General features: G+C 68.0%; 17 protein-coding genes. All 17 read right to left on the bottom strand.

Annotated elements, in window-relative coordinates:
• Nucleotides 1-30 precede the first annotated feature (30 nt).
• Entirely contained in the window at nt 31-2,487 is a 2,457-nt protein-coding gene (locus ACZ7OY_RS35765) for a 2'-5' RNA ligase family protein (RefSeq protein WP_472249724.1), read from the bottom strand.
• Entirely contained in the window at nt 2,484-6,647 is a 4,164-nt protein-coding gene (locus tag ACZ7OY_RS35770) for a GNAT family N-acetyltransferase (RefSeq protein WP_472249725.1), read from the bottom strand. Before ACZ7OY_RS35770 ends, ACZ7OY_RS35765 begins: the two co-directional genes overlap by 4 nt.
• Before the next feature lie 288 nt (nt 6,648-6,935).
• Nucleotides 6,936-9,092: a hypothetical protein gene (locus ACZ7OY_RS35775; protein ID WP_472249726.1), complete on the bottom strand. Its 2,157-nt coding sequence runs from the start codon at nt 9,090-9,092 to the stop codon at nt 6,936-6,938.
• Nucleotides 9,093-9,141: 49 nt separating this feature from the next.
• Nucleotides 9,142-9,438, bottom strand: a complete 297-nt coding sequence (locus tag ACZ7OY_RS35780) for a hypothetical protein (protein WP_472249727.1) — start codon at nt 9,436-9,438, stop codon at nt 9,142-9,144.
• 13 nt (nt 9,439-9,451) lie between these two features.
• Nucleotides 9,452-9,925: a hypothetical protein gene (locus ACZ7OY_RS35785; protein ID WP_472249728.1), complete on the bottom strand. Its 474-nt coding sequence runs from the start codon at nt 9,923-9,925 to the stop codon at nt 9,452-9,454.
• Between the two features lie 36 nt (nt 9,926-9,961).
• On the bottom strand, nt 9,962-10,231 hold the full coding sequence (locus ACZ7OY_RS35790; protein WP_472249729.1) for a hypothetical protein: 270 nt from the start codon (nt 10,229-10,231) through the stop codon (nt 9,962-9,964).
• Nucleotides 10,231-10,764 (bottom strand): hypothetical protein, encoded by a 534-nt coding sequence (locus ACZ7OY_RS35795; protein WP_472249730.1) that lies wholly within the window; start codon nt 10,762-10,764, stop codon nt 10,231-10,233. The genes ACZ7OY_RS35790 and ACZ7OY_RS35795 overlap by 1 nt, the downstream gene beginning before the upstream one ends.
• Before the next feature lie 31 nt (nt 10,765-10,795).
• A complete protein-coding gene (locus tag ACZ7OY_RS35800; RefSeq protein WP_472249731.1) occupies nt 10,796-11,359 on the bottom strand; it encodes a hypothetical protein in 564 nt (187 codons plus the stop codon).
• 104 nt (nt 11,360-11,463) lie between these two features.
• Nucleotides 11,464-12,456 (bottom strand): hypothetical protein, encoded by a 993-nt coding sequence (locus tag ACZ7OY_RS35805; protein WP_472249732.1) that lies wholly within the window; start codon nt 12,454-12,456, stop codon nt 11,464-11,466.
• Nucleotides 12,457-12,518: 62 nt separating this feature from the next.
• Complete coding sequence (locus ACZ7OY_RS35810) at nt 12,519-13,169, bottom strand: hypothetical protein (RefSeq protein ID WP_472249733.1); 651 nt, start codon at nt 13,167-13,169, stop codon at nt 12,519-12,521.
• Nucleotides 13,166-13,459, bottom strand: coding sequence for a DUF7236 family protein (locus ACZ7OY_RS35815; protein ID WP_472249734.1), 294 nt, complete (start codon nt 13,457-13,459; stop codon nt 13,166-13,168). The genes ACZ7OY_RS35810 and ACZ7OY_RS35815 overlap by 4 nt, the downstream gene beginning before the upstream one ends.
• Complete coding sequence (locus ACZ7OY_RS35820; protein WP_472249735.1) at nt 13,456-13,848, bottom strand: sigma factor-like helix-turn-helix DNA-binding protein; 393 nt, start codon at nt 13,846-13,848, stop codon at nt 13,456-13,458. Before ACZ7OY_RS35820 ends, ACZ7OY_RS35815 begins: the two co-directional genes overlap by 4 nt.
• A gap of 149 nt (nt 13,849-13,997) precedes the next feature.
• Complete coding sequence (locus tag ACZ7OY_RS35825) at nt 13,998-14,714, bottom strand: hypothetical protein (protein WP_472249736.1); 717 nt, start codon at nt 14,712-14,714, stop codon at nt 13,998-14,000.
• Nucleotides 14,711-15,361 carry a hypothetical protein gene (locus tag ACZ7OY_RS35830; RefSeq protein ID WP_472249737.1) on the bottom strand — a complete coding sequence of 217 codons (651 nt, stop codon included), beginning with the start codon at nt 15,359-15,361 and terminating at the stop codon, nt 14,711-14,713. The genes ACZ7OY_RS35825 and ACZ7OY_RS35830 overlap by 4 nt, the downstream gene beginning before the upstream one ends.
• A 47-nt stretch (nt 15,362-15,408) precedes the next feature.
• Nucleotides 15,409-15,804, bottom strand: a complete 396-nt coding sequence (locus ACZ7OY_RS35835) for a hypothetical protein (protein WP_472249738.1) — start codon at nt 15,802-15,804, stop codon at nt 15,409-15,411.
• On the bottom strand, nt 15,801-16,640 hold the full coding sequence (locus tag ACZ7OY_RS35840; RefSeq protein ID WP_472249739.1) for a hypothetical protein: 840 nt from the start codon (nt 16,638-16,640) through the stop codon (nt 15,801-15,803). The genes ACZ7OY_RS35835 and ACZ7OY_RS35840 overlap by 4 nt, the downstream gene beginning before the upstream one ends.
• Nucleotides 16,637-17,047 carry a hypothetical protein gene (locus ACZ7OY_RS35845; RefSeq protein ID WP_472249740.1) on the bottom strand — a complete coding sequence of 137 codons (411 nt, stop codon included), beginning with the start codon at nt 17,045-17,047 and terminating at the stop codon, nt 16,637-16,639. Before ACZ7OY_RS35845 ends, ACZ7OY_RS35840 begins: the two co-directional genes overlap by 4 nt.
• Nucleotides 17,048-17,061 lie beyond the last annotated feature (14 nt).

Below are 17,061 nucleotides of genomic sequence, written 5' to 3' on the forward strand. Positions count from 1 at the left end.
TCTCCTGACTGCTCCGAATCTGGCGGGACTCTAGAGCGTGGTGGGTGTGCTGGGACGGAGGCCGAGGCGAGCGGCGTGGCGGGCCGCTCCCACGAAGGTGACCACTTCGGTCGCCTCCCAGCTGACTGCTGGCAGTTGCGGCATGAACCGCTTGTGCCGGTCGACGTACTGCAGCGTCATGTGGGCAGTCCACCCGTGCTCACTGGGCAGACGATATCCGTACTGCTCCAGGTAGTCGGCCAGACTAACGTGCATCCGCACCCCGCCGGGGATATCGGGGTGCGCCCACAGAACATGCTGGTTCTTCCAGGCGTTGTTGAACGTTCCAACGCCTCCGATGTGGATCGTAACCGGCTTCTGCCGCATTGCCCAGGCCGAAACCAATTGCGGCAGCAATGTCAGCTGCTCCTTGGTGTAGTCGGCCGCATTGCCCAGGTAGGCCAGCGTGATGTGCAGGTCGTCGGCCATCTCCCCTCCGTGCAGGGCGAGTTGCTCGGCTATCTCGGGCGGCGGAACGAACGCAACCATGACGCCGTCGTCGTGGCTGACTGCGGCAGCGTGCTTGTCGACCGGGGTGCTGAAGTCGTAGTGGTGCTGCTGGCCGCCGGGCTCGCCCCAGGTGATGGAGTGCACGCCGAGCGGGCTGCCGGGGCGCAGCGGTACACGCCAGTTGTCCTCGTGGTCCTCGCCGTGGCCTCCGGCCATCTCGCCCCAGTAGTGCTCGGCGCCGGGGTGGCTGGCGTGGAGGGTGACGTTGGTGGAGCGCTGCCCGGCCGGGTGGTTCTCGTGTTCGGCGAGGGCGGCGTCGTCGGAGACGCGGTGGTTGCGGGTCCAGAACTCGCCCAGTCCGCCGGAGGCGCCCGTCAGGGTCTCGTTGGAGATCTCGTCCCGGGGCTTCTTCAGCTCCGACAGCAGCATGTGTGCGCGGGCAGGGAGGGGTTGGCGGGTGTCGTGGACGAACTGGTGGATGTGGTCGGGCAGGCTGACGTTCAGGCCGCGTGCCAGGGTGCCCTCGGGGGTGCCGCCCTGGAAGGCCTGCTTGAAGAACTCCGCCAGGCTGGACAGGCGTTTGGAGGCGGCCTCGTAGTTGTGCGGGCCGATGTGGCCGATGAACAGCCGGGCCGCCTTCTCGTGCGAGGTGGGGTTGCCCGCGTTGTCCTCGAAGCGGTGGGTGACGCGGTGCAGGAAGTCGGCGCGGGCCGAGCGCCAGCCGCCGCTCTCCCACTGCTTGCCGTTCAGGGCGTGGTCGTACTTGTGCTGCTCGCCGCGTGCGAGGCGGTCGATGGTGTTGAGGGCCTTCTCCTGGACCTCGGGGTGCAAGCCGTCGAAGTCCTTCTCCGCGCCCTTGTGGAACTCCACCGGCAGGGAGCTGCTCCCGCTGGAGGCGCCCAGGCGCTGCTCGGCATCGGAGATGTTGTGCCCGGCGTAGCCGACGTGGAGGGTGTTGGTGTCGTGGTCGTGGCGGTGGACGACCTGGTGCCCCCCTCCGGTGATGGAGCCGTGCCAGCCGTTGAGGGGGGCCGTGAGCGCGTAGGAGTGCACGCCGCCGTGGACACCGTGCCGCAGGGCCTCGATGTGCTCCTGCACGTGGCGGGCGCCGCCGCCGAGCCGGTCCAGGTCGCCCTGAAGCTCGGGGTGGCGCTCTACTTCTGCTGGGCCAACTGCCGCTTCGCGACGGTGCCGCGCAGCTCGTTCAGGCTGACCGGGCTGCGGTCGTCGGCCGTGGCCTCTCGCTCCAGGATCTCCAGCTCGACCTCGGGGTCGATCGTCTCGTGCTGCTGCTCGTCCATGGGTTCCTCCTTCGGGAGAATCGTACGCGTCACGGAAGTGCGCCGTGGCTGTTCGTGGCTCGCTGGACGGGGAGAGGCAGACGTGTGATTCGTTCAGGGGCCCCTCCTCTCCGGTGGGCTCGTCCTGGAGCGCTGATGCCTTCCAGAAGCCGCCCTCTGTGGCGTGGCCGCGTACGGAGTCGGCGAAGTCGCTGCCTCCGCTGTGATGGTCGGAGATCATCTGGTGGTAGTGCTGCTGGAAGCCTGCGCCGTGGCCGCCTTCGTCGTCGGCGAAGTACTTCTCCCGCCCCTCGGGATCGACCTTGCCGTCGGGAAACGACGTCGTGAAGTGCTTGTGATGGGCCAGCTCGTGGATCAGGACGCCCTCGTTGTAGGAGGACTTCCCGAGGGAGACCACCGGCATGTACTTGCGCTCAGGCTTCACGTAGAGCTGCGAGTCGTAGCGCGAGTAGTTCGGCTGCTGCGCGCGGTGCATGCGCACCTTGACGCGGGGCAGGCCCTCCCTGTCGGTGATCTCGTCGGCGTGCTGCTGGGCGTCCTTGGTGCTCGCGTACTGCCGCTGGTCGGCACCCTTGAAGGCGGCGTGCTCGGCCCGGTAGTGGCCCCAGGTCTGCTCGCTGGTCGCCAGGCCCTTCGGTGCACTCTCAGGGACCCCTGCGGCGGTGCGGAAGAACGAGGTGGCGCTGATGTCGGTCATGCTGCGGTCTCCAGGTCCGTGGCGGCGGTCCCGTCGTGGGCGTGCTTCCAGTCGATGAGCTGCTGCAGGGGCTTGCCCGGGGCCTTGTCGAGGGCCTTCCAGACGGCGTTGCCGGGGTCGTAGAGGCCCGATCCGTCGGGGCCGAAGGCGCTGTGGCGGTCAGCGTGGAGGTAATCGTACAGCGCGGCGCCTTCGCGCTCCTGGACGCCTTCGGGCAGCTCGCCGACGGCCTTGATCAGCTTCTGCAGGGCGTCGAGGACGTCCCAGGTGGACTCGGGCAGCTTCTCGGGGCCGAAGTCGTCGGGGACCTCGACCGGCTTGACGGCCCACTCGTCGCGGGTGATGTCGTAGGCGGCGTACGGCTTCAGATCACGGATGTCGTACGAGCCCGGATTCACGTAGAACGTGCTTTCCCAGGGGCCGGTGTCCTTGCCGTCCGGGCCGGGGAGTATGCGGTGGTCGTCGTTCAGGCCGTCGCGCAGCTGGTCGGTGAGGCGGGCGTCGATGGCGTCGTCGGGCTCGCCGGTGAAGTGGTCGATGTGGTGGTGCAGGGCCTCGTGGTCGACGCCGATCAGGACGTCCAGGTCGTTGTTGCCGTACCAGTGGGAGGCCTCGGAGCCGGTGAGGTAGACGCGGGCCCAGATCTGCCAGGAGTCGCCGTACTTCGGGGTCCAGAAGGCGTTGAGCAGGCTCAGCAGGTGCTGGCGGACGGCCGGGTGCATGCGGCTCTGCTCGTCGAACAGGCGCGGGTCCAGGCCCTTCTTGCCGGGGCCGAAGAAGTGGCCGTGGGGCAGCCAGTCGTGCTCGTGCCGGTAGGGCTGGGTGTTGTCGGGCACAGGGGTGCCGGAGGCTGTCTTGCCGTGGCCGCCGTCAGGGAGAGTGCCGTCGCAGCGGTAGTCCTCGGGGGTGTCCTGGCCGACGGTCATGCTGCCGTCGCAGAGGTAGCACTCGTGGCCGGTGCCGTGCTCACCGGCGCCCTGGCAGCAGGGGCAGGGCTTGGAGCCGCTCCCCCACTCGGCGATCCATTCGGGGCTGGCGCTGGCCTGGCGGCGGATCGGCTCGCCGTGGACCTGGACGGCCTCGCCGGTGCCGGTACGCCACTCGTGCTTGTCGCCGCCGGGGAAGCCCTGGGCTCCGGGCTGGGGCCGCAGGTGCAGGACGGCGAAGTTGGCGGGGTCCTTCTTCGCGAACGCCTCGCGGTCGTTGGAGGTGAACAGGACCGACGGCTTGCCCTTGCCGTCCCACTCGCGGGAACGGGAGAACGCGCCGTACTCGTTGTGGCGCTCCTCGATGGTGGGCTCGCGCTCCCAGCCCGATCCGGCCCAGCCGTTCTTGCCCTCCATGCCCCGGTGCAGGGTGGGGTGCGGGGTCCAGCCCTTCTCCTTGGCCTCGTCGTAGGAGGCGAAGCCGGGCTCCAGGCGCTTGCCGCGCCTCATGGACTCCTTGGCGTAGTCGTTGTGGCCGCCGGTGGCGGCGTACTCGAACGCGTCGTGGAACGGCTTCTGGGCGCCCTCGCCCTGCTGGGCGGCGCGGTGCAGGTCGGTGTAGGTGGTCTTGCCGTTGAGGTGGGCGTGATACTCGTGCAGCGCGTCGAGCATGTTGTGGGCGCTGTCTTCGCGGTGGGTCAGGGACAGCCACTGGGGGGTGCCGCCCAGGCCGTGGCCGTTGCGCTGGCCGAGTTCCCCGCCGCTCTTGAGGCCGTTGGCCATGACTCCGGCCGCGTCGGTGGTGGTGTGGTAGAGCTTCTCAGGCAGCGGCTGCCAGCCCTTTCCTGCCGTGGGCTGGCCGGTCCAGTCGTCGCGGGTGTCCTGACGGGCGTCGCCGGTGTAGCCGTGCTCGCGGGCCTGCATGTAGTCGAGGTGCCCGAGGGACAGGCCGCGCCGGACGCGGGCCTCGTGATCGGACCAGTCCTCGCCCTCCCCACGCGCGAAAGACTCCGGGCTACCGGCGGCCTTCTTGGGGTTCATGAGACGGTACTGGGCCAGCTCGGAGCGCTTGTCCCACTCCGGCATGGTCGGCTTGTCCACCGTGGTCAGGCCGATGTCGGAGGGCTTGATGTCGTAGGGGACGTGTTCGCCTGCGGTGTGGGCGGGGTGGTCCTGGGGGACCTTCACGCCGGGTCCGGGCAGGCCGTAGTTGTTGCGCTGGACCCGAACGGGGAGGTGCTCCATCTTCAGGGGGTAGGAGGCGCGCAGGCGGTGGTTGCCCTCGCCCAGGTAGGCCTCGCCGCTCTTGGGGTGGTAGTGCAGCAGGAGGGGTTCCATCTCGCCGCTGGTGGCGATGTGCTTGCCGACGGCCTTGGCGTGGTCGGGGTCGGTCTCCTGGCTGGCGTAGCGGGCGATCTCGTCGCGGGGCACCATCTCGATGTTGCTGTGGCCGCCGGTCTTGGCGCGGATGTGGTGGCCGTGGGGGTTGAGGAGGCGGGAGGGGACGTCGTCGCCGTCCTCGACGACGGCGGTGCGGCGCATGGCCGTCTTGCCGTTGTGGCGCTGCTCGATGCCTGCGCGGTCGGGGTGGTAGCGCAGCCACTCGGCGGCGTCCTCGTGGCTGACCTGGTGGGGCTGGACGAACTTGTTCTTGAGGATGCCGTCGGTGCCCATGGCCTCCCAGTGGGGGCGCCAGTGCTCCTCGGGGGCGTCGTAGTCGAGGTCGTCGGTGTCGTGGCCCGGGTACTTGGCGTAGTGGTTGCCCGCCTCGTGTTCGTGGGTCATCACCTGGTGGGGGTCGGCTCCGTGCCAGGGGGCCGGGGCGGGTCCGGTGCGGGCTCCGCTGTGGGTGTCGTTGAGCTGGCTGGGCCCGAACTCGGGCTCGTAGACGTCGCGGTGCATCGACGGGTAGTCGCCGTAGCCCGAGTGTTCTGCCCAGCGCTGCTTGATGCCTTCGAGGTCCGGGTGGCGCATCACCCAGTTCTTCAGGTGGGAGGGCTTGATCAGCCCCGTCCCCACGCCCTGGGAGAGGTTCTTGTCGGTGCTGCGGGCCGTCACCTGTTCCCCCATGGAGCCCTTGCTCGGGTCGAGCTTCGGGTACTCCTTCAGGTGCTTCAGGTAGTGGTCTCCGTTGTCGATGGCGTGCCGGGCCAGGTCCTGGACTTCCGGGTGGTGCTCCTCGTCTCCCCACAGCGGCTTGGGCCGTTCCGGCTGCGGCCGGGCGCGCTCCGTCTCGGTCATCTCCGGGTTGGGGTCCGTCTGGTGGAAGCGGGCGTGGCCTCCCGTGCGCATCCACCGGTCTGCGGCGTGGAAGCCGTCCCGGTGCGCCCACTCGGCCATCTGGCCCTGGGGGTGGTGTTCCCGGAGGATGGTGTTGAGGTGCTCGTGGAAGGAATCGCCGTGGGGCTCGTCCCGGTCCTGCGTGCCCCTCATCCGGTCCACGTGGTGAGCGATCTCGTGCAGCAGCGTCATGCGGTTCATGCCGCCCTGGCCGAGCACGATGTGCGGGTCCCCGTCGCGGACGGTGTGGAAGCTGTAGTTGCTGAAGGACGGGTCGTGGTGGACGGCCACCCGCTTCACGCGGGACGCGTCGGTGACCTTGTTGGCCAGCTCCTGCGCTTCCTGCTGTGAGGCGATCTTGTGTTCCGGCAGGTGGAGCTGGGCTCGGTCTTCTGAGCCGTACTGTCGGAGCTGGGTCCAGGTATTCGGGACGCCACGGTCCTGGTGGTTCCTCGGCAGGTCCGAGAAGTCGACGGCGGTGGCGGTCAGGCCGGTGTGGTGCGGGTAGATGCAGATCATGCCGTCGGGCAGGGCCGCAGCCTCGATACGGAAGGCGTCGGTGAGGGAGGCCATCGTCCGGCCCCGGGTGACCTTCTTGCCGTCGGTGTAGCCCTTCCACCACGCCTTGCCGTCGGGGGTACGGTCGCCGTGCTCGATGGGCGTGCCCGGGTGGCGGCTCTGCATCTCGTCCATGAGGGCACTGGCGACGCCCTTGCCCCGGTGGTCGGGCTGGGTGCGGACCTCGTTGACGTAGATCTTGTCGGCCTTGCGGCGCGGCACGAGGTAGTCGAGGGTGCCCATGCGCTCGCCCGTTTCGGGGTGCTGGGCATGCAGGAGGACCCGGGTCGGCCGCTTCGTGCCGCCGGTGTCGCTCTCTTCGTGCTCGAAGTCAAAGTTGCCGCCGTCGGCGAGACCCGCCTGGCGGAAGAAGCTGGCCGCGCTGATGTCCGTCATCCCTGCACCTCCAGCCCTTCACGTCGGTGAAGGGGTGGTGGACATGGGAATGGGAGAGCCCCCCGGCGGTACCTTTCCGGGGGGCTTCTCGTGTCTCGTGCGACGTTTTACGGGGTCAGTCCCGCCAGACATCACCACACCTGGGCGCCGTCCGGCCGACCTAGTCGGTCAGACGCCGGTGGCACCCGAGGCACGCCTGCCAGCTGCGAAGGAAAACGCAGCCCTTATTCACAAGACGCAGCTATCGTGCCACGGCCTTTTCCTCAGAGGCAAGGCAGCCATTCTCAGTCACCGGCGATATCCGGACCTTGTACGACCTAGTCCTTGATCCCAGCCCGGACGTCCGGTACGGGTCCGCGTGAAGGATCGCAGAGCGTCCATGTAGGACTGCAGGTCGTGATCGGGGGCGGCCATGTCAGGGGTTCGGGCGCTGGATCTGTGGAGGCCGCCCTGCATGGCGCCGGTCGGCGCGGCGTTGTTGAGCAGCTCTTTGTAGCCCTCGATCCAGTCACCGATGAGCGCGAACGTTGTGATCATGATCGCATCGGCGATGTCCTTGGTCTGGACAGGGCCGACGGTCGGGTGGTCGACGCGGTTGGAGTTGGGGGCCTTCTGGAGGAACTTCAGTTCCAGTGCGCCCTCTTCGTAGTCGGGTGCGTGGACCAGGCCCATGTTGATCGCGGCCTTGAACGTCTCGGCGTAGCGCCAGTTGAGCTGGTTGGTGGCGGTGCGCTCGTAGACGTTGACGGGCTTGGCCATGCGGGTGCGGGCGATCTTCTTGACGAGCTTCTGGATGGATCCGACGCTCTGGTACTGGTCGAAGGTGAACTCTTCGGGCTGGTAGGGGGAGATCATCTCGTCCCAGATCCAGTCCTCGACTTCCTCGTAGTCGATGGTGTGACCGGGGAAGTCGGCGGGGTCGAAGTGGTGGATCTTGTCGAAGACGACGTGCGGCCGGTTCTCCAGGTCGCGTTCGATGTGCGCGAGGGCCAGGCCGAAGCGGCAGTTGACGCTGGAGGGGTCGGCGTGGCCCTTGTAGACGAAGGACAGGATGCCTTCGCTGGTCGGCACGATGGCCGGGGTGCCGTACTGGGGCGGCCGGTCGAACCAGGGGCTGAAGGCGGCGTCGACCTTGTCGGGGTCGAGGTAGGCGTCCATGACGGTGGCCCACTGGGCGCGGCGCTCGACGGCGAAGGTGTCGGGGTCGGCCTTCTCCAGCTTGCGCATCTGGTCGTCGAAGGTCTGGATGGCGTTCTTCAGCGGCCGGAAGCCGGGCGGCTGGACGTCGCAGTACTCGCCGTTGTCGCCGATGAACCCCTCGGGGAACAGCGGGAGTTCGTGGGCGATCTGCCAGTCGAGGTAGATGTCCCAGGAGGCGAGCTGGATCATCATGATCGCCGGGTAGGCCGGGGTGATGCCGTCCGGCTCCATCTCGACGGCGCGCTCGTAGTTCGAGTAGAACTGGCCGGTCATCTGCCAGGGGGAGGATGGCTCGATGAGGAAGCCGTCTTTTTTGAACTGGTCCAGGGAGGGGACGGAGGCGGTGTAGACCTCTTCGGCCGACCGGTTCGCGCCAGAAGCGACAACGTGGGCCATTTCGTCAAAACCCATGATAAAAGACGCAGGTCCACGGCCTGCCATCAGGGTGGACTCCTTCGGGAGGATCTCGAAGGTGGCCATGTCGAGCGCCGTGGTGATGCCCCGGTTGCGCATCTCATCCATGCGCACGAAGTCGTGCGGCGCGTACACGGAGAGCTTCTCGCCGAGGCTGGAGGCGATGTAGGGGGCGAAACACGGCCCGCCGGTGACCACGTTGACGAGGTCACGCCACAGGTTGGCCTTGGCCTGCTCGCGCTTACCGGCGAAAATCAGGCACGCGAGCTTTTTATCCCTGTCGACTCCGTAGTGATCTTGCGGGTCGCCCTTGGCCATGTAGTTCCACAGGACATAGGCCATGGCCAGGGCACTGATGTGGCCCTTTCCGGCGCGTCGGCCCATCACCAGGAGGATCTCGCGGAACCACTGGTAGCCCAGCTCCTTGCAGGCCCGCATGCGGCCCAGGACGTCCGGGGTGCCGCCGATGGGCATCTTCGGGGCGTCCTCGTTGCGGTCCAGCTCCGCGAGCGCCTCGAAGATGATCTCGTCGCCCTCGCCGAGCTCGGCGGCGCGGGCGGCCCGCTGCTCGTTGGTGGTCTTCGCGGTGCGGTACTGCTCGTCCCACTCCGATACGACCTGGTAGTCGTAGTCCGTGAAGAGGTCCTCACGCAGGAAGAAGACCTTCAGCAAGGTCGCCTGGCGCGGGTAGAGGTTCGGCCGGTTCAGGTACTTCGGCGAGACCACGAACGTGATCGGGTCGGGCACCTCCAGCCCGAGGAACAGCTGGTGGATCTCCGTCGGGTCGAAATTCGCCAGCGGCGAGGTGTCCTCGTTGTTCTTGCTGATCATGGCGGCGCCCTCCTCACCCCTTCAGGGGCGGGAGGGCGCCGGTGGGACATCAGTAGGCGTCGGGCAGGGTCTTGATGATCGACTCGGCCATCTCCTTGCCAGCATCGAAGAGCTTCTGCTGGGCGATGCTGTCGATGGTCACGAGGGTGGCGACACGCTTGCCGTCGAGGGGAGGGAAGGCGACGACGCTGACTGCCACCGGCTTCGCCCCTGCGACGTCCAGGCTGACGTCGAGCACCACGGTGCAGCCGTCGCCCTTGTCGTCGTCCCAGCCGTGGCGGAAGCCCGCCTTGATCTGCCTCGTGACCCACGCCTGGGCCTCTGCGGTGGTGAGGAAGTCCGTCATGTCAGTCGACCCCCTACTTCGTCGGGGCGCCGACGGACGGCTGGCCCTGGACGCCGGAGACCAGCGGCACGCCGCCCGCGCCGGAGGGGATGTAGACCACCGAGGAGTTCTTGCCGCTCTTGGCGATCTCCTTGAGGGCCTCGGCGTACTCGAACTGGACGTACAGCGGGGTCAGGGTCTTGGCGATCTCGTCCTGGGCCTCGCGCACGCCCTTGGCGTTCTCGTACCGGATCTGGGCCTGCTGCTGGGCGACCTTCACCCGCTGGCCCTGGTTCTTGATCTCGATCTCGGTGACCTTGACGTTGTTGTTCGCCTTGACCAGGGCGACCTGGGCGTTGTTCTTGGCGTCGGACATGGTCTGGTAGCGGCCGAACGCCTTGAAGCCCGCGATGCCGCCCATGAAGAGGCCGACGAGGAGGACGAGGGCGAGGAGGCCGCTGACGACGAGGCCGACGGGGCCGAGTTCGATGTCGCGGTTACGGGACATGATGTTCTCCTTCAATGGTTCAACGGAAAAATGGATTTACGTTTTCCGGTGGTGGTTCGGGCAGACCTTGAGGTGGTCCAGGAGCCGGGCCAGGTACTCGGGCGGGTAGGCCGAGTTGCGCTTGCCCCCGCAGCAGGGCGTCTCCGCGACGGTCTGGATGCCGAGGAAGCCGGACGTGCCGGAGGCGATGACCTCCAGGGACATGCGGACCCGGTCGGCGCGTTCACCGCAGTTCCCGCACGTCTGAGGGATGATCGCGACGGTGACGCTGTCCGCGTCCCAGTCGTGGAGACGGCTGTCCTTCATCAGTGGGGATGTCCTCCGCGCGCGGGCTCCTGCGAGGCGATGACGCCCTGGGTGCCCAGGTCGGCGATGTCGCGGGTGACCTCGTGGACCTTCTGGTCGTGGTCGAAGATCCGCTTCTCGACGCGGCCGACGATCTCGATCTCGGGGCTGGCGGCGCCCTCGATGAGGCGGCCGGTGCCGTCGGCGAGAGCCTTCCAGCGGATGTCGATGGCCAGGCCGAGCTGGGCGTGGCAGCGGTCCTTGGCCTCGCGCTCGAACTCGGTGACGTTGAAGGACCGGACGCCGTAGCGGTCCTGCATGTCCTTGAAGATCGCTTCGAGGGCGAGGATCTCGCTGTCGTGGATGTCGCCCTGGGCCAGCTCACTGCGCTGGTGGACGCCGCCGTACTCCTTGTCGAAGCGGTCGGCGGCGGGCCCGAACGGGCTGGAGGACTGCATGCCCGGCGGGAGGATGAGGCCTCCGGGGTCGCGGGGCTGACTGGAGGCGCGCAGGTCGCGGGGTGCCCTGGCACCGAAACGGTCGGGGACGGCCATGGAAGGCTCCTCTGGCGGAAGGAGGGACGGACTACTGCTTGGGGGTACTGGGCTGCAGCCGGACAGTGCGCGGCGGCAGGGCGTCGTCCACGTACACGGGGAATCCCATGTACTGGCCGAGGTTCGGCATGCCTGGTGCGCGCGGGGGTTCGACCTGGAAGTGCTCGCGCAGGTAGTCGACGGCGTCCGGCGAGCAGACGACCTCCTGGACCGGGTCGGTCCGGGTGACCTCGATGGGCTGGGGCACCTGCTGGCCCGTGAGGGCCCGGCGGGTGTTGCAGGGGGACGCCGTCCTGCAGGTGGTGCAGTTCCCCTCCCAGTCCGCGTGGTGCTCGGCCAGGGCGGCAGAGATGCGGTTCTGGGTGGCGTCCCACTCCATCTGCGCCTGCATGGCGTAGCTGGCGCCGTCGAGGAGTTCGTCGAGGAGGTCGCGCAGGGCCTTGCGGCCGTTGAAGGTCATCAGGCCCTGGCCGTAGCGGCTGATGCCGAGTTCGCGGCGGGCCTCGATCTCCTTGATGAGGCGGGCCTGGACGTCTTCCTGGCCGCCGGAGGGCAGCGGCTGGTCGCCGGGGCGCTGGCGCAGTCCCCCGGTCATCGGTACAACACCCAGCCCAGGAAGGCGATGAGCGCAAGGATGCCGAGGTCGTAGACCAGAGCGATGATGTTGGTCGGCGTGTCCATGTCTGTCTCCTGTGGCGGTCAGGCGGCGGCGACGAGGGCGAGGCAGGAGTTGCAGCGTTCGGCTTCGTCGACCACGACGGCTCCGGCGATGTGCTGGAGGGTGGCGCGCAGCTTCCGCTTGTCGGGGTCCTGCAGGATCTTGGGGGCGTTGGCGGTGTTGGCGATGGCCAGCGCCAGGTCGAGCAGGGTCGGCTCGTTGTTGCGGGAGAGCGCGACGGTGATGTCGGCGAGCGGCCGGACGGGCATCTTGTGCTCGGCGGCGATGCGGTGCAGGCGGATGACGCGGTCTCCGGCGACGGAGGTGCGCTGCAGGTTCAGCAGGTGCTCGGCGTCGTTGGCCAGGCGGGCGTCGGCACGGAGGGCTTCGGCGGCGAGGCGTTCGGCGATCTTGTCGACGGAGACGCCGCGTGCGTCGAGCTTGAGGGAGGGGTCGGGGATCTCGATCACCGTGGTGGTGTCCTCGTGGAAGAGGATGGGGGCCACGGCGGGGGCGAGGTTCTGCTTGCGGTTCTGGCTGAAGCGCAGGCCACCGAAGATGCCGTAGGCGACCTCGCGGGAGATGACGTCCAGGCGCAGCTCGTCGGCGGTGACCCAGGCGTCGAGCACGGTGCTGCTGGCCGGGTAGATCCGGTGGGCGATGCGGACGAACTCTTCGGCTTCCAGGCGGGGCTTGGTGGGCTTGCGGACGTCGGTGACGCCCCGGCCGTTGTAGGTGATCGTCACTTCGCCCTCGGCGTGGTCCATGCGGGCGTTCATGACGAAGTGGCGTTCTTCGGGGGTGATCCGCCGGAAGTACGCGGTGGGTACCTGGTAGAAGGCGCAGAGGAGTTCGGTGGCCTGCTCGTCCAGGGTGATCTCGTAGTCGCCCAGGAACAGGGTGGGCTCGTGCTTGACGCTCTCGGGGAAGACGACGCGCGGGACGCTGGCGTCGGAGGTCCACTCGCGGTCGCGGTTCTTCCAGGCGAGGTCGAGGTCGGCGAGTGTGGTGGTTGAGGGCTCGCGCATGTGCATGGCGGGTGTTCTCCTCTGGCGGAAGGAGTGGTGGTGGTTTCCGGGTGGCGGTCCGGAGTTTTTTAGGTGTCCTGCTGCTGGTTGTTTTGTGCGATGGCGAGCAGGACGGGGTTTGTGCTGAGGGCTCGGGCGAAAGCCTGTCGGTTCTCTGGCGGGATGAACTCGACGGCCGTCTTCATGTACTCCATGAGGATTTTGCGCCACTGCTTGTCGTCCAGCCCGCCCACGGCAGAAGCGTCGATCTTCTGCTTGAGGTCGATGGCCTTCATCAGGTCGGTGGCGCCGAGCTTGATCTCCCCTCGCTGGAGGAGTTCGAAGCCCTTCAGAACGACCATATCCAGGGCGGTGAGATGGTCTGCGACACGACCGCCATAATTTTCCATCTCCTCGCCGAGCTGTTCGGCGCGGCGTTCCAGGATGGCGGCCTCGGCGCGGGCGCCGAGCGGGAGGTGGCGTTCGGTGTGGCTGCGCAGGGCTTTCTCGGTGGGGTGGCCGAGGGGGCCTTCCTCCATGTCGGCGAGCTGGCCGAGGATGGTGGGCCGGGTGTAGCCCTCCAGGATCCAGGCCTCGATCTGGGCGCGGTGGGGGGACTGGCAGACGCGGCAGCGCTGGCCGGTCTTGGCGGGCACGGTGCGGTTGCCGATGCGCACCATGACCATGCTGACCGGGCCGGATGCGTCCGGGTCGATGACCTCGGGCAGGTTGTCGCTCATTCCTCGGCCTTCAGCGGGACGCGGTGCTGCGGCCGGGCGACGCCTTCGGAGGCGTTGAGGTGCGGGTGCTGGCGGTTGATGCTGCGGTGGAAGGATCCCTTGCGGACGGCGCCGTCAGGGGTGCCACCGGGCACGAACACCTCGCGCTTGAGGCGGTTTTGCAGCATGTACTCGGTGAGGATCAGCGCCTTGGCCTCGGGGTCGGGGTTGTCCAGGAAGGACTGGCGCAGGATCGCGTTGGCCTGGGCTTCGAGGTCGGCGTCGGTGCCGGAGCGGATGCGTTCGCTCATGCGGCGGCCTCCAGCTCGTCGCTGCCGGTGCTGCCGTTGCCGGGGATGACGCCTGACTTGATCAGGTCGTTCAGGCGGACGAGGCCCTGGGTGGCGTAGGAGGCAACGGGGTTGTCCTCGGAGACGCCCATGAGGCGGGCGACTTCCCGCTCGGGGCGATTTTCGATGAGGAACAGCTGAATTGCCTCGCGCTGGCGGGGAGAAAGGAGGTGCTTTCCGTTCTCTCCGCGTCCGGTGACGGCATTCTGGTAGAGGTGGACGATGTCGTGGATGCAGTACTCGGTACCGTCCGGCCCAGTTATGGTGTCGACACCCTCCGTTTCGTAGAGGGTGTTCCACGCCTGGAGATGCCGGAACAGTTCTCGGAGCACGCGCACGTCAATGGTCATGCAGGCGGGTTCCTTTACTGACGCGTGGCGGTCGCGCCTTCCCGGATGTGCATGTGGCGGCAGCACATCTGGAATTCTTTGTCAGCATAGGCAGGCCCCCGCCTGCAACTCCAACTTTTCGTCGATCGAAGTTGGACCACAGACAGGACTCAGGCCGTCAGAGAGTCCTTGAGCCGCTGCCCGATCCGCTCCAGGCTCCTGATCAGGCTGTCGGCCGAGCGGGAGACGGAGGCGCGGAAGATGGCGTGGTAGCGGTCCTCGGCGGCGTAGGCCCGGCCGCGCTGGGTGCGCTCCTCGACGGTGACCCGGCCGGTCGGCGAGACGAAGCCGGTGGCCATGGACTCCTCCCAGCGGCCCTTGGCCAGCATGGACTCCAGCCACAGGGTGGAGGCCTTCTGCTCCCACTCCAGCAGGCCGGTGGTGATGCGCAGCAGGAAGTCGTCCTTCTCGCGGTTGGCCAGGCGGGTGTAGTCCTCGACGAAGGCGCCGGAGGGGTGCTTCTCCCACTCCGGCCAGCCGAAGAGGTTGGTGACGATCTCGCCGGTGGTCTTGTCGACCACGGGCTCGCGCACCAGCATCCACAGCTCGTTCATGACCAGGTAGGCGTCGGGGAACGAGCGGTAGATGATGCCCTGGGCCTGCTGGACGATGCCCGCGACCTCGGCGCCCTCCCCCGGCCGCCACTCGGTGCGCATCCGGGAGAACCCGGCCGTGGCCGTCTCGCGGGTGCGGTCGGGGTCGATGTCGACGGCCAGCGGCTTGTCGGCCTCCTTGGCGAGTTCGCCGATGACGCGGCCTGCCTGCTTGGCCGCCTGCGCGTCGCCCATCCACTGGGCAAGCTCAGCGACCTCCTGTGCGTCGCTCATGCGGCGGCCGCCAGCGGCAGAGCCTGGGCGGCCTCCTGGACCTGGCGCTGCTTCTCGTCCAGGAGCCAGGCAAGCGCGAGCATGCAGGCGTCGCGCACGTGCTCGTTCCAGGGCATCAGCTTGCCGCTGGCCTCGGGCGGGGTGATGTAGCGCTCGACGGCTTCCTTGACGTGGGCCTTGGTGACCGGGTTCTGGTTGTTCCCGGCGCGGCCGACGATGAGCTTCTTCGCGTGGCGGTTGTCGACCATGACGGCCTTGCCGCCGGTGGCGCGGTGCACCTCGCGTCCGGCCAGGATGATCGACTCGGTGCGCTTGCCGTGGACCGGGGGGCGCTCGTAGACGATGTTGTCGACCATGGAGCCGTAGCCGGTGCGGTGGTAGACGATGCCGTCGTGGATGTCCTGGGCTCGGGCGTAGTTGCCCTCCCAGCTCTGCAGCTCGGTCGTCTTGGCGAAGGGGCGGATCATGCCGGTGGCCAGCAGGGTGAAGCCTTCGCCATAGGAGCGCAGGATGACCACACCGGTGTTGTTCAGGGACTGGTCGAAGGCCTGCACCGTGGCGACGGCGAAGTCGCCGTAGACGGGCGGGCGGAAGGCGTTGCGGCGGGCGAGGCGCTCGACGGCAGGTATGGCGAGCTGGTTCTTCACAGGGGTCTCCGATGGCAGTCAGAGAGGCGGATGGGTCAGTTGCTGAGTCAGGCGGAGGGACCGGCCAGCGGCCAGGGGGGCAGGCCCAGGCCGGTGGTGTCGTGGCCTTCGGCGCCGAGTTCGTCGAGGGTGGCGAGGCGGATGCCGTAGTTCCTGCCGCGCTTTTGGACCATCCACCAGGAGTGCACTGAGCCTCGGAAGAGATTCGGTGCACGCCTGGCCAGGTCGGCCATGTCGGTCATGAACATCGGGAAGGTGTGGCCCTCGGTGTCGGTCCAGGTGAAGCGGGCTGCGGACATGCCGCGCTGGGTGCCGTCGAGGCGGAGGAGGGCCCGGAAGGGCTTGTTCTCGCGCCACTCGCCGACGTCGCCCGCGTAGCCGACCCAGGTCTGCAGGCTGCCGTTGCTGTGGAAGGGGGCCTTGGCGAGGCGGGTGCGGCTCATGCGGCGAATCCCATCTTGACGGTGCAGCGGGTGGCGGGGCACTTGCGTGCGGCGGCCTTGGTGGCGCAGCAGGCGACGGGGGGCGGGGTCCCGTCGGCGACGTGCTGGCGGACGGCGCGGTACTTCGCCTCCAGGCGGGCGATGTACAGGTCGTCGCGAGGGAGGGTGAACTCGCGCATGACCCAGCCCTCGCTCATGGCGAGGAACAGGATCAGGGCCTTCTGCTTGCCGGTGCAGGCCATGTACTCCTGGGCCTGGCCGTAGTACTTGGGCCACTTGATCTTGAAGTGCTCCAGGTCGTTGTTGTCGACGCCCCGGATGACCGGCGGTGCACAGGTCTTCAGGTCGAAGATGCCGTCGGCGGGTGCGCACCAGCCGGGGATGTCGAGGAGGCCGTCCATGTGGCCGCGCCGCCCGAGGACGTCGTCGCGCACTCCCCACTCGTCGCACTTCCCGTTGCCCCGCCCGTGCGGCTTGCCGCAGCACACGCAGGTGCCCTTCGGGGGGACGAGCAGGCCGAGCTTGATCATGACGGTCTGGACGACCTCGTGCATGACGGTGCCCATGAGGACGCTCATGCGGGGGCCGTACTCGAACTCGGGCTCGTCCCACTTGTCCGGCTGGGCGAGGTAGTAGTACAGCTGCCGCTCGTCCATCGTGGGATGGGTCGAGGGGTGGAACCAGCCGTCGGGCTCGCGCTTGGCGGCGTACGAGCGCAGGCGGACCACGAAGTTCTTGGGGAACGCGCACTGCTGGATCGCGTTCTCGATCAGCGGGATCAGGACCAGGTCGCTGTTGAGGGCGCCGACCCGCTGGAAGGAGGGGGTGAAGGTCACGCGGGCTTGGCCCCCTGTTCGTGGTACAGCCTGCCGACGCGGGCGGCCTTGAGGATCAGGGACTCGGTGCGCAGGCGGTCCATCTCGCTGGCGCCGGGCATCGTCATGGCGGCCAGCTCGCGGGCGATGTCCTCAGCCGTCTTCGGCTTGGACCCGGCCTTGTCGCTGCGCATCCAGGAGGCCCAGTTCCAGCTGTAGACGCCGAACTTGACGGCGGCGACGGCGAGGAAGCCCCACTGGAGGGTGGAGACGGAGTAGACCATCCAGACGGCCTGGGTGAGCATCGCCCACAGCCAGCCGACCGCCTTCTTCTTGCCGACGGCGCGCAGGGCGAAGAGGCCGACGACGTCCAGGCCGGAGAGGATGTAGTTCCAGGCGTCGTCGAGGTTCATGTGCAGGAAGTTCACGGGAGTCTCGATTC

The organism is Streptomyces sp. NPDC107559 (assembly GCF_055657365.1).

Excerpts from the sequence above, each read along its gene's own strand:
- ACZ7OY_RS35800 (WP_472249731.1), bottom strand. The coding sequence starts at position 11,359 with ATGACCGGGGGACTGCGCCAGCGCCCCGGCGACCAGCCGCTGCCCTCC.
- ACZ7OY_RS35825 (WP_472249736.1), bottom strand. The coding sequence starts at position 14,714 with ATGAGCGACGCACAGGAGGTCGCTGAGCTTGCCCAGTGGATGGGCGAC.
- ACZ7OY_RS35795 (WP_472249730.1), bottom strand. The coding sequence starts at position 10,764 with ATGGCCGTCCCCGACCGTTTCGGTGCCAGGGCACCCCGCGACCTGCGC.
- ACZ7OY_RS35770 (WP_472249725.1), bottom strand. The coding sequence starts at position 6,647 with ATGACGGACATCAGCGCGGCCAGCTTCTTCCGCCAGGCGGGTCTCGCC.
- ACZ7OY_RS35835 (WP_472249738.1), bottom strand. The coding sequence starts at position 15,804 with ATGAGCCGCACCCGCCTCGCCAAGGCCCCCTTCCACAGCAACGGCAGC.
- ACZ7OY_RS35810 (WP_472249733.1), bottom strand. The coding sequence starts at position 13,169 with ATGAGCGACAACCTGCCCGAGGTCATCGACCCGGACGCATCCGGCCCG.
- ACZ7OY_RS35790 (WP_472249729.1), bottom strand. The coding sequence starts at position 10,231 with ATGAAGGACAGCCGTCTCCACGACTGGGACGCGGACAGCGTCACCGTC.
- ACZ7OY_RS35815 (WP_472249734.1), bottom strand. The coding sequence starts at position 13,459 with ATGAGCGAACGCATCCGCTCCGGCACCGACGCCGACCTCGAAGCCCAG.
- ACZ7OY_RS35820 (WP_472249735.1), bottom strand. The coding sequence starts at position 13,848 with ATGACCATTGACGTGCGCGTGCTCCGAGAACTGTTCCGGCATCTCCAG.
- ACZ7OY_RS35780 (WP_472249727.1), bottom strand. The coding sequence starts at position 9,438 with ATGACGGACTTCCTCACCACCGCAGAGGCCCAGGCGTGGGTCACGAGG.
- ACZ7OY_RS35765 (WP_472249724.1), bottom strand. The coding sequence starts at position 2,487 with ATGACCGACATCAGCGCCACCTCGTTCTTCCGCACCGCCGCAGGGGTC.
- ACZ7OY_RS35775 (WP_472249726.1), bottom strand. The coding sequence starts at position 9,092 with ATGATCAGCAAGAACAACGAGGACACCTCGCCGCTGGCGAATTTCGAC.
- ACZ7OY_RS35785 (WP_472249728.1), bottom strand. The coding sequence starts at position 9,925 with ATGTCCCGTAACCGCGACATCGAACTCGGCCCCGTCGGCCTCGTCGTC.
- ACZ7OY_RS35805 (WP_472249732.1), bottom strand. The coding sequence starts at position 12,456 with ATGCACATGCGCGAGCCCTCAACCACCACACTCGCCGACCTCGACCTC.